General features: G+C 70.1%; 14 protein-coding genes and 1 tRNA gene. 7 read left to right on the plus strand and 8 right to left on the minus strand.

The window, feature by feature from the left end; translation table 11 throughout:
* Positions 1-403 precede the first annotated feature (403 nt).
* Positions 404-529: a hypothetical protein gene (locus QWI33_RS20390; RefSeq protein ID WP_289958993.1), complete on the plus strand. Its 126-nt coding sequence runs from the start codon at positions 404-406 to the stop codon at positions 527-529.
* 1,237 nt (positions 530-1,766) lie between these two features.
* Here the strand turns inward: QWI33_RS20390 and QWI33_RS20395 are convergent.
* The 5 genes from QWI33_RS20395 to QWI33_RS20415 form a co-directional block, all read right to left on the minus strand.
* A complete protein-coding gene (locus tag QWI33_RS20395) occupies positions 1,767-2,237 on the minus strand; it encodes an SRPBCC family protein (RefSeq protein WP_289958994.1) in 471 nt (156 codons plus the stop codon).
* A 97-nt stretch (positions 2,238-2,334) separates the two neighbouring features.
* Positions 2,335-3,933, minus strand: a complete 1,599-nt coding sequence (locus QWI33_RS20400; RefSeq protein ID WP_289958995.1) for a phytoene desaturase family protein — start codon at positions 3,931-3,933, stop codon at positions 2,335-2,337.
* A gap of 185 nt (positions 3,934-4,118) precedes the next feature.
* Positions 4,119-5,417 (minus strand): DUF418 domain-containing protein, encoded by a 1,299-nt coding sequence (locus QWI33_RS20405; RefSeq protein ID WP_353895529.1) that lies wholly within the window; start codon positions 5,415-5,417, stop codon positions 4,119-4,121.
* 126 nt (positions 5,418-5,543) lie between these two features.
* A complete protein-coding gene (locus tag QWI33_RS20410) occupies positions 5,544-6,095 on the minus strand; it encodes a GNAT family N-acetyltransferase (protein ID WP_289958997.1) in 552 nt (183 codons plus the stop codon).
* 86 nt (positions 6,096-6,181) lie between these two features.
* Entirely contained in the window at positions 6,182-7,477 is a 1,296-nt protein-coding gene (locus QWI33_RS20415) for a heparan-alpha-glucosaminide N-acetyltransferase domain-containing protein (RefSeq protein WP_289958998.1), read from the minus strand.
* Positions 7,478-7,704: 227 nt separating this feature from the next.
* Between QWI33_RS20415 and QWI33_RS20420 the strand changes: the two genes are divergently transcribed.
* The 3 genes from QWI33_RS20420 (at position 7,705) to QWI33_RS20430 (ending at position 10,176) form a co-directional block, all read left to right on the plus strand.
* Entirely contained in the window at positions 7,705-8,364 is a 660-nt protein-coding gene (locus QWI33_RS20420; RefSeq protein ID WP_289958999.1) for a response regulator, read from the plus strand.
* Positions 8,361-9,500: a sensor histidine kinase gene (locus QWI33_RS20425; protein WP_289959000.1), complete on the plus strand. Its 1,140-nt coding sequence runs from the start codon at positions 8,361-8,363 to the stop codon at positions 9,498-9,500. The genes QWI33_RS20420 and QWI33_RS20425 overlap by 4 nt, the downstream gene beginning before the upstream one ends.
* A 115-nt stretch (positions 9,501-9,615) precedes the next feature.
* Positions 9,616-10,176 (plus strand): VOC family protein, encoded by a 561-nt coding sequence (locus QWI33_RS20430; protein ID WP_289959001.1) that lies wholly within the window; start codon positions 9,616-9,618, stop codon positions 10,174-10,176.
* A gap of 37 nt (positions 10,177-10,213) precedes the next feature.
* Here the strand turns inward: QWI33_RS20430 and QWI33_RS20435 are convergent, their stop codons facing one another.
* Positions 10,214-11,173 (minus strand): helix-turn-helix transcriptional regulator, encoded by a 960-nt coding sequence (locus QWI33_RS20435; protein WP_289959002.1) that lies wholly within the window; start codon positions 11,171-11,173, stop codon positions 10,214-10,216.
* Positions 11,174-11,241: 68 nt separating this feature from the next.
* Positions 11,242-11,676, minus strand: a complete 435-nt coding sequence (locus QWI33_RS20440) for a YbaB/EbfC family nucleoid-associated protein (protein WP_289959003.1) — start codon at positions 11,674-11,676, stop codon at positions 11,242-11,244.
* A gap of 945 nt (positions 11,677-12,621) precedes the next feature.
* Between QWI33_RS20440 and QWI33_RS20445 the strand changes: the two genes are divergently transcribed.
* From QWI33_RS20445 to QWI33_RS20455, 3 genes are all read left to right on the plus strand, one after another.
* Entirely contained in the window at positions 12,622-14,097 is a 1,476-nt protein-coding gene (locus QWI33_RS20445) for a non-reducing end alpha-L-arabinofuranosidase family hydrolase (RefSeq protein ID WP_435367598.1), read from the plus strand.
* Between the two features lie 124 nt (positions 14,098-14,221).
* The gene (locus QWI33_RS20450) at positions 14,222-15,322 is read left to right on the plus strand and encodes an RICIN domain-containing protein (RefSeq protein ID WP_289959005.1); all 1,101 of its coding nucleotides are present in this window, start codon (positions 14,222-14,224) and stop codon (positions 15,320-15,322) included.
* Between the two features lie 473 nt (positions 15,323-15,795).
* On the plus strand, positions 15,796-19,113 hold the full coding sequence (locus tag QWI33_RS20455) for a S8 family serine peptidase (RefSeq protein ID WP_289959006.1): 3,318 nt from the start codon (positions 15,796-15,798) through the stop codon (positions 19,111-19,113).
* Between the two features lie 262 nt (positions 19,114-19,375).
* On the opposite strand, the gene QWI33_RS20460 is transcribed toward QWI33_RS20455, so the two are convergent.
* Positions 19,376-19,448: transfer RNA gene (locus QWI33_RS20460), tRNA-Ala, on the minus strand.
* Positions 19,449-19,660: the final 212 nt, after the last annotated feature.

Raw genomic sequence — 19,660 nt, forward strand, 5'->3', positions numbered from 1 at the left:
TGTCGGGTCTGGTTGTTGGTGGCGGTTAAAGCGAGCAGCGACGGCGCGGCGGGGGTCTGGTCGGGGCCCGATGCCGCTGTCGGGTCTGGTTGCCGGTGGCGGTCAAAGCGAGCAGCGACGGCGCGGCGGAGGTCTGGTCGGGGCCCGATGCCGTTGCCGGGTCTGGTTGTTGGTGGCGGTCAAAGCGAGCAGCGAACGGCGAACGGCGACGGAGTGGCGGGGCCTGGGCGTGATGCTGTCGCCGGGTCTGGTTGCCGGTGGCGGTCAAAGCGAGCAGCGATGGTGAGCGCGGTGGCGGGGTCGGGTGTGGTGCCGTTGTTGCGGTCGTGGTGGGGTCCTCGTCGAGGGCCTGGACCGTTGTGGCGGTTGCTGTTGCGGCTGGAGCGGCGCGGCGGAGGGGGCGGTGGCGGTGATCGCGGGTGGCGTTGTCGTCGCGGGGCATCGCGATGGCCGCCTGGTGCTGTGGCGAGGGGTGGCGATGACCGGTGGGGTGTGGCTGGTGGTCTTGGAGGCCGGTTCGCTGTCGTAGTCGCGGTGGGGGTCGCTGTGCTGGTTCATGGGCAGGATCGTGTTCGTCATGTCGTGTCACCTCCTCTCGTGCTGCTGCTGTGGTCGATCGGTGTCGGTCGCGTCGCTTCGCGTCGCTTCGCTTCGCTTCGACACGAGGGCCTTGACCTGGTCGCGCCGTTGCCACCGGGGAGGCTGCTGCTGCTTTCCTCGACTGTGGGAATGGTCGGGCCGTCCTGCCCTGGTAGAGCCCTGGTGGAGCCCTGGTGGGCGGCGGGTGGTGGTGTCGCCTCCTGGTGTGTGCCTCTTGCCCGGGACCTTGGTCCTGGCGGCCGGGCGTTGCCCGCGCGCTATCGCGCCCGGACAGGATCCGGCTCGCCCGCGCACGGTGGCGCGTTCGGGCGGTGGTGGTGCTCGTCCGCGCACTAGGGCGCGTTCGGGCGAGGGTGGTGCTTTGGTGGTGCTGGTCGCCATGGACGTGGTGCCGGTACTGTGCCGGGTCCGAGTCCTCATTGCTCGGCCTGGAGTGCCGGTCACGCTGGCGGGTCTGGCTGGGGTTGAAGACGCCTCCGTGTGAGGTGTTTCCTTCTGGTGAGGGTGATCCGGACCAGGATCGTCCACCCAGTCACGGCCCTTCGGGGGCGCGGACAGCTGCGGGCGATGGCACGGGGATGAGATCGGTCGCCTCCAGTAGCGGAGGGCCACCCCTGGCTTGCGGGGTCGTCGCCTCGAAACAAGTCGGTTTGTCGGTTCGGCCAGAGGCTTGGCTTAGTCTGCTTACACCAGCGACACCTGTACAAATTTCCTGTCCCTGTACGTACCTCAAGTATCCCTCGAACAGCCCCCGACCGTCATCACCCACAGGCGTACAAGATCTTCATGTTCCGCCTTGGAACCGCAGCGCCGCAACGGGAAGCGGTCCCCCGCTCCCCGCGCTCGGGAGTGTCGCCGCCCGCCCGCGAATCCCACCCGAGTCCCGCCACGCGACCCCACCCCGCCCCTACCTTTTCGTCGCTGCCGGCTCGAACCCCAACCCAACCGGACCCGAGCCCGCCACCCCACCCCGACCTCGCTCCCACCTTTTCGTCGCTGCCGGCTCGAACCCCGACTCAACCGGACCCGAGCCCGCCACCCCACCCCGACCCCGCTCCCACCTTTTCGTCGCCGACCGTCTGAACCCTCACCAACCATGACCAGCCCGTGAATACCGCGGGCTGCCGTGCATCGGCCAGGGGTGTTGACCGTCGGCGAGGGGCGTCCTAGGACCGGCCCTTGGCCTCGGCCAGTCGCGCCAGCCGCCGCAGGGTCTCCCGGTTGCGCGGCCCGAGCAGCTTGGCCTGGACCGGGTCGGGGAGTGCCGCGACCGGCCCCTTGACGACGAGTTCGGTCATCCTGATCTTGGCGCCCTCGCCGTCCGCGGCGATGTCGAAGCGCACGCGGGCCTTCCCGAACGGCCACATGCGGGCCTCCAGTACGAGCAGACGCGGCGGGTCGGCGGCGGCGACGATCGTAGAGTCCTTGATGACCAGCGGCCAAGGCCCGATGCTGTGCCGGATGCGGGAGCCCTTCGCGGGCCATTGCTCGTCGGCGTGGCGGATGTTGGAGGCCCCCACCACCCAGGACGCGTAGTTCCACCCGTCCGCGAGCACCGCGTAGACGGCCTCCGGCGGGGCCGAGACGCGGGCGGTCACACCCCGCCGCATCGCGTCGACATCCGTCTTCCGCCCCATGGTGCACCGCCTTCATCCGGCGCGGAGGTCGCGGCCGCGCGCTTCAGCAGGTACCCGCCGCAGCAGGCCGTGAAACACCGGTCACGGGCGCGACCGGTCAATCCTCGCGGTAGAGCAGGCGGTGCGCGCCCGCGACGGCGGCGCGGTAGCCCCCGCCCGCCAGGCCGTTGCGGGCCAGCGCCGCGCGGGCGGCGTTCGCGCCCGCCGCGCCGTGGACCGCCCCGCCGGGATGGGCGGAGGCACTGGCGAGGAAGAGCCGGTCCAGAACCGTGTCGGCCCGGGCGAGACCGGGCACGGGCCGGAAGAAGAGCTGCTGGTGAACGGCCGCGGCGCCGCCGTTGATGGCGCCTTCGACGAGGTTGCGGTCGAGACCTTCCAGCTCCCGCGGCCCGCTGACCAGGCGCGCGGTGACCCGGTCGCCGAATCCGGGCGCATGCTGTTCGACGGCCGCTTCGATGCGGTCGACGGCCCGGCGCACGCGGTCGGCGCTCCAGTCGCCCCCGCGGGGCAGCCGGGTGTACGCCCACAGGGTCTCGGTCCCGGCCGGGGAGCGCGTCGGGTCGGTGGTCGTCATCTGGCCCATGAGCAGGAACGGCTCGCGCGGATCGCGGCCCGAGGCGAGGTCGGCGCTCATCGAGGAGAGCCCGCCGAGGTCCGCGCCGAGGTGGACGGTGCCGGCGCGCGAGGCCGCCTCGGCGGTCCACGGCACGGGCCCGTCCAGCGCCCAGTCGACCTTGACCGTCGCGGGGTCCCATTCGAACGCCTTGAGGTCGGCCGAGAGCCGCGCCGGGAGGTGCTCGCCGCCCACGAGGTCGAGGTACAGGTGCGGGGCGGTGACATCGGCGAGCACGGCCCGCCGGGCCCGGATGAGGCCGCCTTCGCCGTCACGGACGCCGACGGCGACACCCCTGGCGTGCAGGATCTTCGCGGCCGGCCGATTGCAGTCGATGCGGCCGCCGAGCGAGGCGAGCCGGGCGACCAGGGCCGCCGTGAGGCTGCCCGCGCCGCCTTCGGGCACCGGGAAGCCGACGTCCTGGCCGACCATTGAGAGCAGCCACCCGAACAGGCCGCTGCCGGCCTGGTCCGGGCCGAGGCCGCTGTGCATGGCGTTGCCTGCGACGAGGAGCCGGGCCCCTTCGCCGCTGAAGCGCTCCTCTCCGAACCTGCGGGCGGGCAGCATCAGGTCGCGGGCGAAGCGGAGCGCGCCGCCGGCGCCGAGCTCCCGCAACAGGCGGGAGCCCGCGCGGACGGGCGGGAACGGGCGCAGCATCGCGTCGATCAAGGGCTCGCGGACCCGGCGCCAGCGATCGAACTCGGCCCGCCACGCGTCCCCGTCACCGGGGGCGAACGCGTCGAGCGAACGGGCCGTGCGGTCGAGGTCCTGCGAGAGGACGGCCGCGCGGCCGTCCCGCATCACGTGGGCGAGCACGTCCGGGGCGCGCCGCCAGCGCAGCCCGTGCCGTTCGAGGTCGAGTCCGCGCATGACGGGGGAGACCCCGGCGAGCGGGTAGAACGCGCTGCACCGGTCCGCGCGGAACCCGGGGGCGATCTCGGTGGTGCGCACGGCGCCGCCCGGGTCGGGGGCGGCCTCCAGGACGAGCACCTCCCAGCCCGCCTCCGCGAGCAGGTTCGCGGCGACCAGCCCGTTCGGCCCCGCCCCGACGACCACCGCGTCGAACGTCTCGGCTTCAGTCATGCCGCGGCACCTCCTGTCGGCGCACCGGGTACCCGGGCGGACCTCGATGATGTACCGCGGGTGCGCCCGTGTGCCGGTTTTTCGGGCGCGTCGCCGTGCACAGGCGGGGAAGCGGCAACGGGCGCCGAACCGCACAGGTTCGGCGCCCGCCTCGGTTTCGGACGGTGGTCGTGCGACCTCCTACGTCACTTGAGGTGCTTCACCGGCCTGGTGGCGAGGTTGAGCAGGTACTCGAGCGGCCCGCGTTTGAAGAAGCGGGACCATATGGCGGCGAACACGATCGCTCCGAGGATGAGCGTGAGCACCGGGACCCAGGAACCGCGGACACCGCCGCCGGGCAGGGAGAGCCAGGACATGACGGCGAAGTGGCCGACGTAGGCCGTCAGGGACATCGTGCCCACCGCGACGATCGGCGTCATCAGGCGGCGCAGGCGCGGCAGGCGGTCCATCAGGAAGGTCGCGCCCACGATCACCAGGATCGCGATGCCGACGCTGCCGACGATGTCGAACGTGGTGCCGCTGTGCGGGCCGGCGACGAACAGCTCGCGAACCGACGGCTGGTACTCGAACGACCCGCTGTCCATCGGCGGCTTCGAGGAGCCAGACCAGGACCCCGAGCCCGAACCCGACCACGAGCCTGAGGACGACCCGTCCTCGGCCATGCTCCGCAGCGCGCCCTTGCCGGCCAGCAGCAGCGAGAGGCCGTACGCCACCGCCGTGAGCCCGGCGCCGAGGGCGGCGAGGCGGCGCTGGTTGGCGGGGGCGGAGAGGTCGACACGTCCCAGGGCCATGCCGGCCACCACGAACGCGATCCAGGGGACCGTCGGGTAGAAGCCGGTGAACAGCAGGTCGATCACGCCGACGCCGCTGAGCTTCTCCAGCGGGTCGTACGCGTCGACGGCCTGCTGGAATGAGTCGCTCAGCAGCGGGCGCATGAGGAACGCCAGCTGCGGCCCGGCCACCGCGAGCGCCGCAGCGGTGATCGCCAGCGTCTTCGCGCTCAGCTTGAGGAACATCATGGCGACGAGGAAGTAGACCCCGTAGAAGCCGATGATGATGACGTCGCCGTAGAGCTTCGCCAGCAGGGTGCCGAAGGCGAGCAGGACGACGGCGCGGATCGCGATGCGCGCCTTCGCTTTTCGTCCGGCGAGGCCGGTCTTGGGCTCCTTGCGCCCGGCGATGAGCATCAGCGAGAAACCCGCGAGGGTGGCGAACAGGACCGACGAGTGGCCGTCGGCCATGTAGCGGACCCAGCTGCCCACCCCGCTCGTGGTCGAGAGCATCGGCCCGACGTGCACGATGTACATGCCGAACACGGCCAGCGCGCGGGCCAGGTCCACCCCGACCAGGCGTCCCATCGACGCGTCGCCCTTCGAAGGGGGAGCGGTCAGGGCGGGATCATCGGGTTCGCCCGGAGTTCGAAGCGAGGGCGGTGCGTGCTCCTGCGGGGCCGCTTTCTCTTGCGGCGGTTGCGAATGTGTCATGTCTCCACTCTGTGGCGAAGGGACGGCGCGAACCACCCGGCAGGTCGCGGTTTCAGACTCGCCGATCGGCGGGAACCGGGGCCCCGATCGGCGGGGGCGGCCGCACGGGCCCGGCCGACCACCGTCTCAGGGCCGCATGGCCTTCTCGAACCTGAAGAACCCCTCCGGGCCCTCGCCGTGGTCGTCGTCCGCTTCCCCGCCGTGCGGGTCGTGGGGGTCGGGATGGTGCGCATTGAAGAACTCGACGATGCGGAACCCGCACTTGTTGACGTAGAAGTGGATGTTGCGCTGCTCGAACGAGGGCGTCCCGGTCTCCCACACCTCGGTCTGCGGGTACGCCGCTTCGATCGCCTTCCACGCCGCGAGGCCGATGCCGCGGCCGTGGTGCTCGGGGGCGATGTAGAAGAAATCCAGCGAGTTGCGGTGCGTCCGGTCGTCGATCCTCACCACCGCGCCGCCGATCCTCGCCCCCTCGAGCAGCACGTGGTGCACGGCGGCTCCGGGCGCGCGGCATGAGGCCCGGACGTCCTCATCGGGAGGGATCGGGACCTCCTCGCCGCCGATGCCGTACGCGGCGGCCGCTTCGGTGAACGCCCGCTGCAGCTCCTTCCGGAAGGCCGGGAGGTCGGTGTCGTCCGCACGCGCGAGCGTGACGGCGTGAGCGGTTGCCTCGGTCATGTCGGTACTCCCTGCGAAATGGTGGGGGGCCACCGGGCCGGGGCGGTGGCCCCGGCCCGGCGGCCCTCCTTGCGTGCCGTGTCCGGTCAGCGGATCAGCTTGGCGGGGCTGGTCGCCCAGTGCATGAGGTATTCGAGCGGTCCGCGCTTGAAGAACCGGGACCACACGAAGGCGAACGCGACGCCCGCCAGGCAGAACCAGCCCCACACCGCCAGTGCCGCGGTGACCGCGCCGCCGTCGCTGTTCGACGGGACGTGGTTGAGTGCCCACAGGTGGGCGACGTACAAGGTCAGGGACATCGCGCCGGCCGCCGTGATCGGCGTCAGGAGCTTGCGGGCCAGCGCCGAGCGGTCCAGCAGCGCGACCGATCCGACGATGACCAGCATCGCTATGCCGATGTTGCCCAGCAGCTCGAACGCGGTGCCCGAGTGCGGCGAGGCCGAGAGCAGGAACTGCAGCATGTCCGGGGACCACGGATCGAACCCGCTCATCGAGTCCGACCACGTGCCGGACGAGCCCGTCGAAGACGACGCCGAGCCCGAACCGGAGGAGCCGGGACCGCCGCTCATGGAGCCGCCGCCCATGCCGCCTCCGGCGAACAGGACCTGCTGCAGCACCCAGGAGAGCCCGTAGCCGACCAGCGCCAGTCCGGCGCCGACCGAGGCCATGCCGATGCGCACCGCCTTGGCGGCGAGGTCGAGCTTGGCGATCGCCATGCCCGCGAAGAGGTAGGCCATCCAGGGGACGGCCGGGTAGAGGCCGGTGAACAGCAGTCGGCCGAGGCCGTCGGCGCCCATGCGGGTGACCGGGTCGTGCGCGTTGAGCGCGGTCACGAAGGCCGGCTGCGCCATGGAGATCCAGTAGAAGACCACGGAGCCGACGAGTGCGAACGCGGCCGAGAGGACCGCCAGCGTCTTGACCCCGCACCGCACGAACGGCAGCGCGAGGAGGAAGAACAGGCCGTAGAACGCCAGAATGACGATGTCGGTGTGCAACCAGAGGGCCAGCGCCGTGCCGAGGGCGATCAGCAGGACCGCCCGGATGGCGATCTTCACGATCCGCTGCCGGCGTTCGAGCGCGGGCCGCGGTCGGCGGCCGCCCGCGAGCAGGACCAGCGACAGGCCGGCCAGGATCGCGAACAGGGCCGACGAACGGCCGTGCGGGATCTGCATGACCGTGTCGACCACGGGATTCGTGAACTCCTGCATCGGTCCCACATGCGCGTAGAACATGCCGAAGATCGCCAGCGCGCGGGCCAGGTCGAGCCCGAGCACACGGCCGAGTGCGCCGCTTCGCTGCGGTTTCGGTTCAGGCGGGGTCTCGCGGTCGGTGCGGACCAGCCGCAGCGTCCGCTCGCTCTGCACGGTGTCGGTGTCAGTCATGGACTCAGCTTGCGGCCGTGCGGGCGCGCTTCCCATCCGGCGAAGGGCCGCCGCGCCGCCGCAGACGGCGGGAACCGCTCCCTCCTGACGGGGCCTCCTCGCCCGCCGACAGACCGGAGGACCCCCGCCGACCGGCGGAAATCGCCGCGGAACGGCCGCGATGGAAGCGCGGCGAGGTCCGGCCGTGCTACGAATCGATCCGTGGAACCGACAAGCGAGGAGCTGCCGTGATCCGGGTACTGATCGTCGACGACGAGGCGCTGATCCGCAGCGGCATCGAGCTCATCCTCAGCGCCGCACCGGACATCGAGGTCGTCGGCGCCGTCACCGGCGCCCGTGCGGTGGGCGAGGCCGAACGCCTGCACCCCGACATCGTGCTGCTCGACATCCGCATGCCTGATGTGGACGGTCTGACCGTGCTCGACCGCATGCTCGCGAAGCCTTCGCCGCCCGTGGTCGCCATGCTCACCACCTTCGACAACGACGAGTACGTGGCCGCCGCCCTCCACCGGGGCGCGGCGGGGTTCCTGCTCAAGGACACCGCCCCCGATCACCTGGCCCTGCAGGTGCGCACCCTCGCCGCCCGCGGCGTGGTGCTCTCCCCCAAGGTCACCTCCACCGTCGTCGACGGCTACCTCGCGGCGGCCCGCAGCCGGCCCGCCGACACCGGCCTCGTCGACAGCTTGACCGACCGGGAGCGGGCCGTCCTCGTGCACCTCGCCGACGGACTGTCCAATGCGGACATCGCTGCCCGCCTCTACCTCGGCGTCGGCACCGTCAAAGACCACGTCTCGGCGATCCTCGCCAAACTCCAGGTCGCCAACCGGGTCCAGGCCGCGCTCCTGGCCGAACGCGCGGGCCTGCTCGACGAAGGCGGGCAGCGGTGACCTCGGCCCCGGCCCGCCTGACGGCCTGGTGGCACTCGGGCTCACGCTGGCCCGCCGTCCTCCTCGACGCCGCCCTCATCGCCGTGGCCGGAGCCGACCTGTGGTTCAACCGCATTCCCGGGAACTGGTGGGACGACGCCGTCCTCGCTGCCGGGGTGCTCGCGCTGGCGGTGCGCCGCCGGTTCCCGCTGGCGGTCTTCATCGCCACACTGCCGATGCCGCTGCTCATGGGCCAGTCGGCCGCGTCGCTGATCGCGCTGTTCACGGTCGCATGCTCGACGCGGAACCGGTGGCTGCTGAGCGCATGCGCCCTGGTGTACGCGGGACTGACGATCGCCCCGTGGTGGGGCGGCGGCGACATCCTGGCCGAATCGGCGTGGCCGGTGTGGGGCGTGTACTCGCTGGCTCCCGCGGGCGCGGCGGTGTTCCTGGGGCAGCTGCTGCAGACCAAGCAGGAGCTGTCACGGCGCCTGGAGGAGATCGACGAGGTCCGCGAGCACGAGCAGGCGCTGGCGACGCAGAAGGTGCTGTCGCAGGAGCGCGCCCACCTGGCCCGGGAGATGCACGACGTCGTGTCGCACCAGGTGAGCCTGATCGCGGTGCGGGCCGGAGCACTGCAGGTCAGCACCGAGGACGCGACCGTGAAGGACGCCGCCGACACGATCCGGACGCTGGCGGCGCGCACGCTGGATGAGTTGCGGTACATGGTGAGCGTGCTGCGCGCCGGCGGGGGCGCGGGCAACGGCCTCGCCCCGCAGCCCACGCTCGACCAGCTGGGCGAACTGGTCGGCAATACCGGCATGGGGGCGGAGCTGGAGCAGGGGCCGCTGCCGGAGCTCACCCCGCCGGTGCAGCGGGCGATCTACCGGACCGTGCAGGAAGCGCTGACGAACGCCCGCAAGCACGCCCCCGGCGCCGCGGTCCGCGTCCAGCTCACCCAGGACGACGGCGACGTACTGGCCGAGGTGGTCAACACGGCGCCGAAACGGCCGGTGGTGCCGCTGCCGAGCGCGAAGCACGGGTTGATCGGCCTCAAGCAGCGCGCGGAACTGCTGGGAGGCGCCTTCGAGGCGGGGCCGACGAACGCAGGAGGCTGGAGGGTCGCGCTGCGCGTGCCCCTGAAGTCGATGAGCTGAGCATCCGGGGTCTCGGCGCTCGCAAATCCCCAGCCGCACGACCGTGAATGAGGACGGAAACCGACCTGGTTCACGCTGATCATGGGGGTGTCAGACACCGTTGAAAGGACCCGTCATGACCGCATCGCCTCCCGTCCCGGCCGGCTCGAACACCGTGAACCCGTTCATCCTGGCCGACGGCGCCGCCGCCTTGATCGACTTCCTCACCGAAGTCTTCGAGGCCGAAGACGTCCCCGAAGCCCGCACGCTCGACACCGACGGCCTCATCCTGCACGCCGAGCTGCGCATCGGCGATTCACTGCTCACCGTCGCCGACCGCAAACCGCACTGGCCGTTCACGCCTGCGCTCGTCCGCGTCTACGTCGACGACGTGGACGCGGTGCTCGCGCGCGCAGAGAAACTCGGCGGGAGGACCCTCACGCGTCCGACCGACTTCTTCGGTGACACCCTCGCGCGGTTCCAGGACCCGGCGGCGAACCTCTGGTGGGTGTGTCGGCACGACCCGGACGCCGTCCAGGACTGGTCGCAGACTCCGGAATCGGACGAGGCGGCGGGAGCGTGGCAGGCTGACGGGGCCGAGGACTGGACCAGCTTCACCACGCCCGAGCTCGAGTACCTCCACTCCAGCCTGGACGAGGCCCTGACCGGACTCACCGACCCCAGGAAGGCCGGCTAGCGCCCGTCGCCGGCGCTGGACCGGCGGCCTCGCGAGGTCACCGGTCCAGCGCCGTGAGCATGTGCTGCAGCATCTCCCGCATCTCCTCCCGGTCGGCGTCGGCGAGTTCCACCCGATACGGGGTCCCCGCCGGCAGCCACGACAGGCCGTAGGCGATGTCGCGCACGCTCGCACCGCCCACCGGCCAGCGCGTCCGCTCCGAGCCATCGGCCTCCGCGCCTTGCGCCCACTCGCCGAGGGCGGCCTTGAACGCCCCGATCGGCATGTCGAGGACCGCGGTCGCGTCCGGTGTGCGGGGCACCCAGGTCCGCGCGACGGTGACCAGCGCCTCCACTCGCTCGGGTGCCAGAGCGCGCGGTGCGAACGCGACGCGCAGCGGCTCGACGTCCCGCACGCGGTCGACGCGGAAGGTCCGCCAGTCGGCGCGGCCGAGGTCCCAGCACACGAGGTACCAGTCCCCGCCGACCGGGACGAGCGAGTGGGGCTCGACGCGGCGCTCCTGCCGCTCGCCTCCGGCGGGCGTGTAGCCGAGCCGCACCCGCTCGCGATCGCGGCATGCCAGCGCCAGATCGGTGAGCACTTCCGATGAGACCCCGCTACTCCCGGGCGCGTGCTGGAGCGCCGGGGCCAGGGCGCTCACTCTGCGGCGCAGCCGCACCGGGAGCACCTGCTCGAGCTTGGCGAGGACCGACAGCGCGAATTCGGCGCCGCGGCGCATCCGGCCCGCCGCCACCAGGCGCAGACCGATCGCGATCGCGACCGCCTCCTCGTCGGACAGGAGCAGCGGCGGCAGCGATGCTCCCGCCGCGAGACGGTAGCCGCCGTGCACGCCCGCGGTGGAGTCGATCCGGTACCCCAGGTCGCGCAGCCGCTCCATGTCCCTTCGCACGGTCCGAACCGTGACGCCGAGGCGTTGGGCCAGTTCGGGTGCGGACCAGTGCCGATGCGACTGCAGCAGATTGAGGAGCAGGAGCGCGCGGCCAGTCGTATCGGACATGGCCTGATTCTGCCTCGGAACGGTGACAGGTCCCGTCCTCGTTCGGTCCTACACGGGCCGGGCGGGTCCTACGATTCCTCGCTCTGCCGTCGTGCCCGTTCCGCGGCTGCCTGGTCCATGAGGCGGCGTGCGAGGTTGCGGGCCTGCGCGTTGTGGTCGACGAAGCCCTCCACAATGTCGTGGGTGCGCTCGCGGGCCGCGGTCGCGGCCCGGTCGTACGTGTCGACGACCAGTGCGGCGAGGTCGACGGGGGCGACCGACGCTGCGGCCGGCAGGAACTCGACGTCGACGAGCTTGCCGGAGATCGTCACGGTCACGGCGACCTCGCCGCCGTCGGAAACGAGGCGGACGCTCGTGGCGTCGATGAGGCCTCGCGCCGGTTGCGCCCGCTGACGCAGCGCCGCCATCTGCTTTTCGAAATCGCTCATGAAGTCGGCGAGGTCGAACGCCTCCGCTTTGTCGGCGCCAGCGTTGCCTGCGTCGCTTTGAGGGGTCTCGCTCACAGGTGCTCCTTCGGGAATGCGCCGCGCTGCAGGAGCCGCGGCGTGCCTCGACTGCCGGATGTCAGTCCCTCATCGACAACTCTAGGTCCGATTCTCGTTGTGTCGCAAGGAGAGTGATTTGTAACATGACAGGCAACCGTCGAGTGTGTCCGCTGGTCAGAGGATTTTGCGCTGCGATCTGCGGTGTGCGGCTTTTGCGCTTTCGAACAAAGCCATCACAGCGACGGCGATCAGCCGCCTTCCGTGTCTGAGGAGTGAACCCGCTCAAAGCGAGCAGCACGTTGCCCAAATGCCATGGGCTGCTTAATATCCGGTGAACACCTCGCTCCAAAGTGCTCGAGGTCGCAACGCCGGACCCGGGTCATCGAACGGAAGCCACTGGGCCCTGGGCTGCCGAGGCCGAAACGCTGTTCGCGTCCCTCAGTGCGGCCCATCGATCATGTGTTTCCTTCACGCGGCCACTGGCGGGCTTCCGGTTCGGTCAGGGCTCGCTGCGGCAGCTGTTCCGAGTCGGTCGCATTGGCGCCGAGGACGACGCCGTCGGCGGTGGGCGGTCCCCGATCTGCCCGCCCTCGATGCCCGCAGGCTCCGGGAAGCGACCGTGAGGTCGGGGCTCGGCGCGGCAGCCTAACGCCAGGTGCACCAACAAACCTTCGCCGAGCCGTTGACTACACATCGAGATCTCTCTATAGTTCGAATCGCCGGAAAATTCATCAGATGTTTCGGTCCAAGCTGCGGCATGTGAGCGATAACAGGCATGCCTCGTGCCTACCCCCGCTAAGGAGCATCCGATGACCCCGGCCGCACCCGACCACCCGACCCCGTCCCGAGGCGTGCCCGCACCCGCAGCGAACACCGCCGACTGACCACCCGTCCCGCCCGTAACAACAAGACCCGCAACTCCACGACCCGACGAACCTCGACAAGGAGGCCACCATGGCCTGGATGGAAACCCCCAAAAGCCGCAGGCGAATGCTCCTCGGCGGAGCCGGCGTGCTCGCCGGAGCCGCCGCCGCAGCCGCCCTCAACCCGTTCACCGCAGCCCAAGCCCAGCAGACGACCGACCCCACCGCCTGGTACGTCCTAGTCAACCGCGCCAGCGGCAAGGCCCTGGACGTCAGCGGCGTCTCCACCGCCGACGGAGCCCAGCTCCACCAATGGACCCGCACCAACGCCGCCAACCAGCAGTTCCAGTTCATCGACGCCGGCGGCGGCTACTTCCGCATCAAGGCCCGACACTCGGGCAAAGTCCTCGACGTGTCCAGCTGGTCGACCGCTGACCATGCCGCCATCCACCAGTGGACCGACCACAACGGCGCCAACCAGCAGTTCCGACTCGCCGACTCCGGCAGCGGCTACGTCCGCCTCATCAACCGCAACAGCAACAAAGCAGTCGAAGTCCAAAACGCCGCCACCAACGACGGCGCCATCGTCGTCCAGTACAGCGACTGGGGCGGGGCCAACCAGCAATGGCAACTCGTCCGCGTCGACAGCGGCACCGGCCTTCCGGCGACGTACAACTGGACATCGACCGGCCCGCTGGCACAACCGCAGAACGGGGAGGTCTCGCTCAAGGACTTCACCGTCGTCCGCCACAACGGCCAGTACCTCGTCTACGCGACCACGCACAACTCGGTAGCGCCTCCCAACGGCGCCTGGGGCTCGACGGTCTTCAGCCCGTTCACGAACTGGTCCGACATGGCCAACGCCACCCAGACCAGGGTGCCCTTCGGTGCCATCGCGCCGACGCTGCTCTACCTCGCCCCGAAGAACACCTGGGTGCTCGCCTACCAGTGGGGCTGGCCGTACAGCTTCTCCTACCGCACGTCGAGCGACCCCACCAACCCCAACAGCTGGGGCCCGCACCAGGAGCTCTTCACAGCGACCCTTCCCGTCGGGGCCCCCATCGACCAGACCCTCATCGCTGACGACAAGAACATGTACATGTTCTTCGCCGACGACGAAGGCAACATCTACCGGTCCAGCATGCCCCTCGGGAACTTCCCGAGCAGCTTCGGCTCGAACTACACCAGGATCATGACCGACACGAGGGAGAACCTCTTCGAAGCGGTCGAGGTCTACAAGGTCCAGGGGCAGAACCAGTACCTCATGATCGTCGAGGCCATGGGGTCGAACGGTCGCTTCTTCCGCTCGTTTACGGCCACCAGCCTCGACGGCGAATGGACACCCCAGGCCGGCGCGAACACCCAGAGCAGCCCGTTCGCCGGCAGGGCCAACACTGGTGTCACCTGGACCGCCGACATCAGCCACGGCGATCTGGTTCGCAACAACCCCGACCAGACCAAGACCATTGACCCCTCCAACCTGCAGTTCCTCTACCAGGGACGCGACCCCAGCTCTGACGGCATGGACTACGGCCGCCTGCCTTACCGGCCGGGTCTGCTGACCCTGCAGCGCTAGAGGAACGACACAGGTCCGGCCCGGGTGTTCCCGAGGCGGCGGGCGGGCTCGGTGCGAGACCGAGCCCGCCCAAATCCGCGGCCATCTGGATCGGAACCGATCTTACGAATTCAAGGAGCAAGAGATGCGAACAAGAGCAAGGTGGCTCGGACCGATCGTGGCGCTCGGTCTCATGGCGGGCCTGATGATGACGCCGATGGACACCGCCAGCGCGGAGTCGAACGGCGGGGTTCGGGTCATGCCGCTGGGCGACTCCATCACCGAGGGCACGGCCACGCCGGGCGGATACCGGATCGGCCTGTGGCAGCACCTCGTCAACGGCGGGTACACCGCGGACTTCGTCGGGTCGCAGTTCAACGGGCCGGCAGGTCTCGGCGACCACGATCACGAAGGCCACCCCGGCTGGCGGATCGACCAGATCGACGCGAACATCGTCGGCTGGCTGAACACCTACCGGCCGCAGACCGTGCTGCTGCACATCGGCACCAATGACATCCTGCAGAACCACGACGTCTCCGGCGCCCCGAACCGGCTGTCCGCACTGATCGACCGCATCACCACGACGGCGCCGAACGCCGAGGTGTTCGTCGCGCAGATCACTCCGCTCGGGTGGAGCGAGGGGGACGCGGCGGTGAACAGGTTCAACGCGGCGATCCCCGGCATCGTGCAGAGCAACGTGAACGCCGGCAAGAACGTGCACCTGGTCGACATGCACAGCGCCCTGACCGCCGCCGACCTGGACGACGGCGTCCACCCGACCGCCGCCGGATACGACAAGATGGCCGCGGTCTGGTACTCCGCCTTGCAATCGGTACCCGGCAGCATCGGCACAGCGGACAGCACCGAGATCGTTGGCGCCCAATCCGGTCGCTGCTTCGAGGTCACCGGAGTCGCCACCGCCAATGGCGCCGACGTGCAGCTATGGGACTGCTGGGGCGGCGCCAACCAGCAGTGGACCTACACCGCCGGCAAGCAGTTGGTGGTCTACGGAGGCAAGTGCCTGGACGCCTACGGTCAGGGCACCGGCAACGGCACCGCGGTGGTGATCTGGGACTGCAACGGGCAAGCCAACCAGCAGTGGAACGTCAACGCCGACGGCACCATCACCGGAGTGCAGTCCGGCCTGTGCCTGGACGCCTCGGGCTGGGGCACCGGGAACGGCACGAAGGTCACTCTGTGGACCTGCGGCGCCGGACAGGCCAACCAGCAATGGACCAGACGGTGACCACGCCGCGCCGGCTCGCAGATCGGGCGACCCCGCGTCTCGCATGACCGTGGATCCCTAAGGGCCCCTGACGCACTGGACCCGCACTGCCACGAATCGGCGGACGTGCACCGGCACCTGCCGTTCGCCGACACCGTCTTCGACCCGCGAACCCGCGTCAGGGAGCCGGCACACCCTTGGAACAGCAGAAAGCGGTCATCGAAATGATGACCGCTCTCTTCGTATCCGGTTGGGCGGAGCATGCAACGGCCTACTGAACCCGACACCCCAGCTCAACAGCCACGCAAACCAGCTCCCGACTTACCCGCCCGCCCCACCGCAGATGCTGACCCCGCCCCAGCACCCCAGAACACCGGCGAAATGCCTGGGCACTGTAGGCGCGCAGACGTGCCAACGGGGATGGTGCGGATGGCGTATGAACGACGTACCTGTTCACGGGTGCGCATCGTTCCAGCTACAGGATGGGAGCGCGCATGTCCGCGCCGATCACCGAGCGCAAGAGCAGATCGAGACCCACGGTTCACGCGATGGCGGTGCTCCTGGCAGTCGTCGCCGCGGGCGGGGTGGCGCAACCGGCCGCGGCCGAGCCCCCCGCAACCGAGGCCGGAGCCTTCGCCACCGAAGGCCCCCAACCGGAATCGGACGCCGCGGTCACCCTCATCACCGGCGACCGCGTCGTCTTCGACCCGGCGAATCCCCGGTCCGAGCCCCGGATCACGCCGGGAGAGGGCCGCGGCGACCTCGATTTCCACACCCTCTCCCATGAGGGCCACCTGTACGTGATCCCGAGCGACGCCCAGCCCCTCATCGATGAGGGACTGCTGGACCGCCGCCTGTTCGACGTGGCCGGACTGTTCGCGATCGGCTACGACGATGCGCACACCGACGCAGTGCCCTTGCTGTTCACCGGCGGCAGCGTCGGCATCGCCGCGGAGACGGTGGCGGGCACCGACATCGAGACCGCGAGCGTGCCCAAGGCCGAAACCGCCGAGACCTGGGAGTCGCTCACCGACGGCGACGAGCCCCGCACCCTCGCGGCAGGGGTGTCCGGCGTGTGGCTGGATGGTGTGCGCGAACTCCAGCTCGACGCGAGCGTTCCGCAGATCGGCGCACCGCAGGCATGGGAGGCCGGGTTCACCGGCGCGGGCGTCACCGTCGCGGTGCTCGACTCGGGCGTCGACGCCGCGCATCCCGACCTGTCGAATATCGTCGAGGCCAGGGACTTCACCGATTCGGGCGACACCGGGGACGCGATCGGGCACGGCACCCACGTGGCCTCCACGATCAGCGGGTCCGGCACGGTCGGAGGCGTGTCCTACAAGGGCGTCGCCCCTGACGCCGACCTGCTCATCGGCAAGGTGTGCGTCGACGACGTGTGCCCTGAGTCGGCCATCCTCGCGGGGATGCAGTGGGCCGCTGAAAGCGGCGCCGACATCGTGAACCTCAGCCTCAGCGGCCCCGACACCCCTGAGCTCGACCCGATCGAGCAGGCACTGGACGACCTCAGCGCGCAGTACGGCACGTTGTTCGTGGTCGCCGCCGGCAACGAGGGCAACGGCGAGCCGGTCGGTTCGCCCGGCAGCGCTGACGCGAGCCTTACCGTCGGCGCGGTCGACGGCCAGGACGAACTGGCCGAGTTCTCCAACACCGGAAGGGCCTGGGATTCGGGGCTCAAACCTGACCTCACCGCGCCCGGCGTCGACATCACCGCCGCCCGCGCCGCCGACACCTGGGCGGGCGAGCCGATCGACGACCACTACGCCTCCATGTCGGGAACTTCGATGGCCGCGCCGCACGTGGCCGGGGCCGCCGCGCTCCTGCTCCAGCAGCATCCTGATTGGACAGGCGAGCAGATCAAGGCCGCGCTCATGGCCTCTGCGGCACCGAACGACGCCTACAGTGCGTTCGAGCAGGGGGCCGGACGGGTCGACGCCGCGCAAGCGCTCGACCAGCGGGTCCACACGTCCCCCGCGAGCGTGTCCTTCGGCCTCATGGAGTGGCCGCACGAGGACGACGCGCCAGCCACCGAGACGGTGACCTACCACAACACCGGGGATGCGGCCGTCACCCTGGCATTGGGCCTGAACGTTCGCGGCCCCGACGGATCCGCCGCGCCAGAGGGCCTGTTCTCCCTGGACCGCACCAGCGTGACCGTTCCGCCGGGAGGCGAAGCTGCGGTCGGGCTGACCGTGGACACCACAGTGGAGGCGTCTGACGGCCGCTACAGCGCCTACCTGACCGCCACCGGCGACGGCGCCGAGGTGACCACTCCTGTTGCGGTCGATAAGGAACCGGAACGGTACGACCTCACGGTCGAGGCGTTCGGCAGGGAGGGCGAGGCCGTTGATTTCGGCAGCGGCGCGCTGCTCGACCTGAACACCGGCGTCGTCGAGCGCTTCGCGTTCGAGGACGGCGCACCGGCGACCCTGCGTGTGCCGCCCGGGAACTACCACGTCGACGCCACCTTCAGGTTCGGCGAAGGCGGCGCGCACATGATCCAGCCGCTGCTGGAGATCACCGACGACACGGCCGTCTCCTTGGACGCCAGGGAGGCCGGGCAGCTCGACATCGGCTTCGACAATGACGACGTCGTGCCCGTCAGCGTCTCGGAGCAGTACGCGCGCACCTGGGCCGACGGTGTGGCCGGCATGGGCGTCACGCTCGGCTCGCTCGATCACTTCTACATGGGCGGTATCGGCGAAGCCGTGCCGGAGGACGAGCTGACGATCGCGATCGACGGCGCCTGGGGGATCCCCGACGCCGCAGGCGATTTCAGCGACAGCCCGGTCATGTACCAGCCGGTGATCCTCGAACACGGCCAGATGCCCGCCGGTCTCGAACGCCATTTCGCCGACGAGGACATGGCCCGGGTCGAGGCCGAGTACCGCGAGAACACGGTCGCCGACGAGATCCGGCTCAAGAGCTGGATCGTGTCGCTGCCCGGCGGCTGGAACCTCTATGCGACGATGCCGCTCGCATCAGGCCCCGTGAACCGGACCGAGTTCTTGTCCGTCCTGCCCGAGGGGCAGTGGCGGTCGGACTACTTCGAGGCCAAACTCGATGTGCCCGAGGGGGAAGCATGGCCCCAGTACTTCGTTCTGGGCTCCTGGTCGGATTACGAGGCCGGTCAGACCTACGCGGAGGCTTGGGATGCGGCGGTGATCGGCCCCGGCCTGCCCGCGGACCGGGATCTGGCCTTCGCCGAGCGGTTCGAAGACCAGATCGGCGTGAACGTGCCGCTCTTCGCCGATGCGCACCCCGGACGCTGGGGTAGGTCGGTAACGGACGCTTCCCGCACCGCTCTGTACGCGGACGGCGAGCTCGTCGGGGAGACCGAGGACGAGGGCGGAGGGTTCTTCGACGTCCCCGCCGAGGCGGCCGACTTCCGCCTCGAGACCGAGGCCGACCGAGGCACCTACGCCGAACTGTCCACAGAGGTACGAGCGACTTGGGAATTCGCCTCGGCGCACACCGAGGACGTCACCGCACTGCCGTTGATGGCCGTCAAGTTCACCCCGGAAGGACTCGACGAGGCCAACGCCGCAGACGACCGCCGGACCGCGATCGACCTGCGGGTGGAGACCCAGAACGGACCGGTCGAGGACGTCGACCTCGAACTCGAGGTGTCCTTCGACGACGGCGAGACCTGGAAGGCGGTCGCGGTCTGCGACCTCAGCGCCGCCGTGTTCCACCCGAAGGGCGCGGGATACGTCTCGCTGCGGGTCACCGCCGACGACGGCAAGGGCAACAGCGTCACCCAGGAGATCATTCACGCCTACCGTTACCGCTAGGGGATGCCGGCCGCCAACACCAGGGCCCCCCGGAGTTCGCGGCCGGCATCATGCTTGCATTCGTCGAGCCCTGGACCCCGGACGATGATCGGGTCCGAGAATGCTGGTCGGCTCACCTGCGAGGACACCCGCACTGCCCGAGCGACTGAGACGATCGCTCCGGATCGACCGGATTGAGATGACGCTAGTGGGCGTCCCAGAGCGACACACCAGAAACGAACGAGCGGCCATCGTGTCGATGGCCGCTCGTGTTCTCCGTCTGTGGAGCTTAGGGGATTCGAACCCCTGACCTTTTCCATGCCATGGAAACGCGCTACCAACTGCGCCAAAGCCCCTTGATTGGCGTTCCAGAGGCCTAGACCTTGGAACCGGCACTAGTTTACACAGTGTTCGGGGGGCGCCCCAGGGAGGGGCTGGAGATGGCGGTCACGTTGGTGAGCTGGGGGTTTGCGGGGCTGGTCGGGCGGGCTTCCATGCCATGGAACGGGGCTGGTCTGGCAGGTTCAGGGCGTGGAAAAGGCCCCACGCGCTCGGCGCGAGGGGCCCC

The organism is Glycomyces tritici, from assembly GCF_030403505.1.